General features: G+C 38.3%; 4 protein-coding genes. 1 reads left to right on the forward strand and 3 read right to left on the reverse strand.

Going from position 1 to position 3,738, the window contains the following annotated elements; genetic code table 11:
* Positions 1 to 31: 31 nt before the first annotated feature.
* On the reverse strand, positions 32 to 292 hold the full coding sequence (locus tag QZ359_RS00540) for a SemiSWEET family transporter (RefSeq protein WP_001291472.1): 261 nt from the start codon (positions 290 to 292) through the stop codon (positions 32 to 34).
* A 326-nt stretch (positions 293 to 618) separates the two neighbouring features.
* On the opposite strand from QZ359_RS00540, the gene QZ359_RS00545 reads away from it, so the two are divergent.
* Entirely contained in the window at positions 619 to 963 is a 345-nt protein-coding gene (locus QZ359_RS00545; RefSeq protein WP_000913393.1) for a LapA family protein, read from the forward strand.
* Between the two features lie 165 nt (positions 964 to 1,128).
* Here QZ359_RS00545 and QZ359_RS00550 read toward each other — a convergent pair whose 3' ends face one another.
* Both QZ359_RS00550 and spxB read right to left on the reverse strand, forming a co-directional pair.
* On the reverse strand, positions 1,129 to 1,476 hold the full coding sequence (locus QZ359_RS00550) for a VOC family protein (RefSeq protein WP_293951821.1): 348 nt from the start codon (positions 1,474 to 1,476) through the stop codon (positions 1,129 to 1,131).
* 255 nt (positions 1,477 to 1,731) lie between these two features.
* Positions 1,732 to 3,507, reverse strand: a complete 1,776-nt coding sequence (gene spxB / locus QZ359_RS00555) for a pyruvate oxidase (RefSeq protein ID WP_049535419.1) — start codon at positions 3,505 to 3,507, stop codon at positions 1,732 to 1,734.
* Positions 3,508 to 3,738: the final 231 nt, after the last annotated feature.

The following is a 3,738-nucleotide window of genomic DNA, read 5'->3' on the forward strand; positions in this document are numbered from 1 at the left end:
GAAGACTGAAAACTAGTCTCCTCTGTTCCTTTTAAATCAAAGCTGTAATAACCGTCACTAGGCCAAAAATAATACCTGGTGCATTAGCTGCTGCAAGGGGGATATCTCTTTCTTTTTTGAAAAGACCGTAGTAAACCCAGAGACTACAGTTGATGGCAGCAACCAAGGGCTGGATGAAATTTCCTTTTTGACCAGCCAGATTGTTCATGATTTGTGGGAAGTAAGACACATACATCATAACAGACATAAAGGTCGCTACCCAACCTAAAATTTTCATTTGTTTTTCAGACATTTTCAAAACCTCTTTCATTTTTACTGAATCTTATTTTAAAATATTCTTTCAAAACAATCAAGTCTTTAAAACTTTTGTTATAAAGATATAAACTATCACAATCTTGTTATAAGAAAGAGGGAACAGAAAAAAGACCGAATTGCTCCGTTCTGTTTACTCAATCAAATATTAGAAAATGAATACTCCTTTTCAATGAATCGATTGATTGATGGTAAATAAGCCGTTAGAAATTATTGACAGTATCGAAATTTTCTAGTAAAATGAATTTTGTTAATACCTAAATGGTGTGTAGTTTTCTATCAACATAGTCAGGAGAAAAGGAACTTATGCTAAAAAAATTTAATGAATTGTCACTGAAAGATAAGGCTTATCTAATTGGCGGTTTGAGCTTATTAGTCATTGTGATCTCATTTGGTCTACTCAATCGTCAAACAGTAACTGTCAGTCTTGTCTTTACACAACTATCTGCTCCCTTGATTTTGGTGATTTTTACTTGTCTAGTAATCGGGATCATTGCTGGTAGTGCTATTGGTATTAGCTATCACCATAACAAGACTCAAGATCTGAGAAGCCGCATTGCTGAAGCAGAAGCGACTATCAATATAAAAGACAGGGAGCTTGTCCAGTACGAGGAACAGGTGCAACAATTAAAACAGGAAGCCAAACAATAAGTGTAGAAATCATAACCACCCGTGAAAACGGGTGGTTTTTTGTCTCGCACCTAACGGAGCGAGACGGACTGAAAGTCACATAAATACAAAAAAGATCGAATTGCTCCGATCTTTTTAAGTTTCACTCCAAGAATGTTTAGATAAAAAATTTGATAATAGAATTACCTACTTCATACGATAAAAATCAATCACAAGACCGGCAGGGCCTTTAACTAATAAGGACTCTGTTCCCCAATCCGTTTCACAAGGACCGTGTAAAATCTCGATATCAATCTCTTTTAAACGTTGGTAATTCTGATTTAGATCCTCAACCTCGATATGAAGAATGATTCCTGACTGAAAATTTTCCAAAGGAATCAAATGATTTTGGGACAACATCAGACAGTGACTGCCAATCGTAAACTGAGCAAAACTGTCATCAACATAATCGGACTTTTTATCCAAAATACGCTCCAAGTCAGCACAAACTTGAGGAACATCTGAAACGATAATATCTAATTGATTTAAATTCATTTACTATCCTCCATAAAAAGACCGGATTGCTCCGATCTTTTCAAGTTTCTCTCTATGAAAATCAAAGAATAAACAAGGTGAAACCAAGTTTGATGGCAAATCTTTGCTCATCAAACTACGAAAAATCCTTTGGGACTTTTTTCTAGGCTCCACACTAGATTCCATCATTGAAATTTATGGTTTCAATGATGGAATCGTCGGCAGTAAGCTAATAAAGAAGTCTATAAATTTATCTTTGATTTTCGACGAGAGAAATTATTTAATTGCGCGTGATTGCAATCCTTCTTCTTCCAAGAAGAGACGGAATGGTACGAGTTCTTCTGCTTCGTATTTTTCCTTGAAGGCTTTGATTGCTTCTTCTGAGTGAAGTTTTGGATCCAATTCAAGTACTTCTACTGGAAGTGGACGGTGTGGAGTGATGCGAGCATCGATCACAACAGTTTTACCTTCTTTGTTCAATTTAACAGCTTCTGCAACAACTGCATCGATATCTTCGATACGGTCAACTGTAAATCCAACAGCTCCTTGCGCTTCAGCGATTTTCGCATAGTCAGCATTAGGGAAGTCACAACCAAACAAGTGTTTGTTTGTGTCTTCGTATTTGTCCTTGATGAAGGCATATTTACCATTTGAGAAGACAACGTTGATAACTGGAAGGTCGTATTGAACGTTTGTGATAACGTCTGGGTAGCACATGTTGAATGCACCGTCACCCATGATGTTCCATACTTGGCGATCTGGATTGTCTTTCTTAGCAGCGATACCACCAGGAAGGGCAATACCCATTGTCGCAAAGAGTGGAGATGTACGCCACATGTTCTTAGGTGTCATGTGAAGGTGACGAGTAGATGTTTGAGTAGTGTCACCTACGTCGATTGAGTAGATAGCGTCTTGATCAGCATGTTTGTTGATTGCATTGTAAACTTGATACAATTGCAATTCACCCTCAGTTTTACCTTCGAGTTTGTTCATGTAATCACGCCAGTTTTGGTTGTTCTTAACGTTTGCACGCCACCATGGAGTAGATTCAACTGGGTTCACTTTGTCAAGGATAGCTTTAGCTGCTTGACCTGCATCACCAAGGATTGAAGCGTCAAGGGCGTGACGTTTACCAAGTTTGTAAGGGTCGATATCCACTTGGATGAATTTTTCAGTATTCTTGAATGCTTCGTAAACTTCAGCAAATGGGAAGTTTGAACCAAGGAAAAGAACTGTGTCTGCTTCAAAGACCACTTCGTTGGCTGGTTTCCAACCAACACGGTAAGCAGAACCTGTCAAACCTTCATAGTTCCATTCGAAAGCTTCAAAGTTTTTACCAGTTGTGATGATTGGTGCTTTGATTTTACGTGACAATTCAGTAATCACTTCACCAGCTTTAACACCACCGTAACCAGCATAGATAACTGGACGTTCAGCATTGTTCAAGATTTCAACAGCTTTGTCGATTTCAACTTCGTTCAAAGCAGGAGCGATAAATGAACGCTCGTATGAACCTGATCCATAGTATGAGTTTTCGTCAATTTCTTGGAAACCGAAGTTTACTGGGATTTCAACAACAGCTGGACCTTTTTTAGAAACTGCAGCACGGCAAGCTTCGTCAATAACTTTTGGCAATTGCTCAGCGTAAGCTACACGTTTGTTGTAAACAGCGATACCGTTGTACATTGGGTTTTGGTTCAATTCTTGGAAAGCATCCATGTTGAGTTCGTTAACTGGACGTGATCCAAGGATTGCTAGGAATGGAGTGTTATCCATAGCTGCATCGTAAACACCGTTAATCAAGTGAGTCGCACCTGGACCACCTGAACCAACTGCAACCCCGATTGAGCCGCCGAATTTAGCTTGCATAACCGCTGCAAGAGCACCTGTTTCTTCGTGGCGAACTTGCAAGAAGCGGATGTCTTTGTCTTCAGCCAAAGCATCCATCAATGAGCTGAGTGTTCCTGATGGGATACCGTAGATAGTGTCTACGCCCCATGTTTTCAATACATTAAGCATTGCTGCAGATGCAGTAATTTTCCCTTGAGTCATAATGATAACTCTCCTTCAAATATTTTTAAATCTACTAAAAAAGGTTTCATATAGTTTTTGAAAACGTTTCAGTAAATTTTTACAATACTAATTTATCACATTTATTTTGACTTTACTAAGAATCTGCTCAGAAGTTTTTATTCTCTATTGCAGTACAGTTTGAAAACGTTTTTAGAATCTGTCTTATAATAAAAAGCGAGCAAGCCCGCTTTTAATCTATTTTACTAAAGT

The organism is Streptococcus sp. (assembly GCF_019414905.1).
In the GTDB taxonomy this organism is placed as follows: domain Bacteria; phylum Bacillota; class Bacilli; order Lactobacillales; family Streptococcaceae; genus Streptococcus.

What these genes read in the sequence shown, in the direction of transcription:
- QZ359_RS00540 (WP_001291472.1), bottom strand. Translation starts at nt 292, where the DNA reads ATGTCTGAAAAACAAATGAAAATTTTAGGTTGGGTAGCGACCTTTATG.
- QZ359_RS00545 (WP_000913393.1), top strand. Translation starts at nt 619, where the DNA reads ATGCTAAAAAAATTTAATGAATTGTCACTGAAAGATAAGGCTTATCTA.
- QZ359_RS00550 (WP_293951821.1), bottom strand. Translation starts at nt 1,476, where the DNA reads ATGAATTTAAATCAATTAGATATTATCGTTTCAGATGTTCCTCAAGTT.
- spxB (WP_049535419.1), bottom strand. Translation starts at nt 3,507, where the DNA reads ATGACTCAAGGGAAAATTACTGCATCTGCAGCAATGCTTAATGTATTG.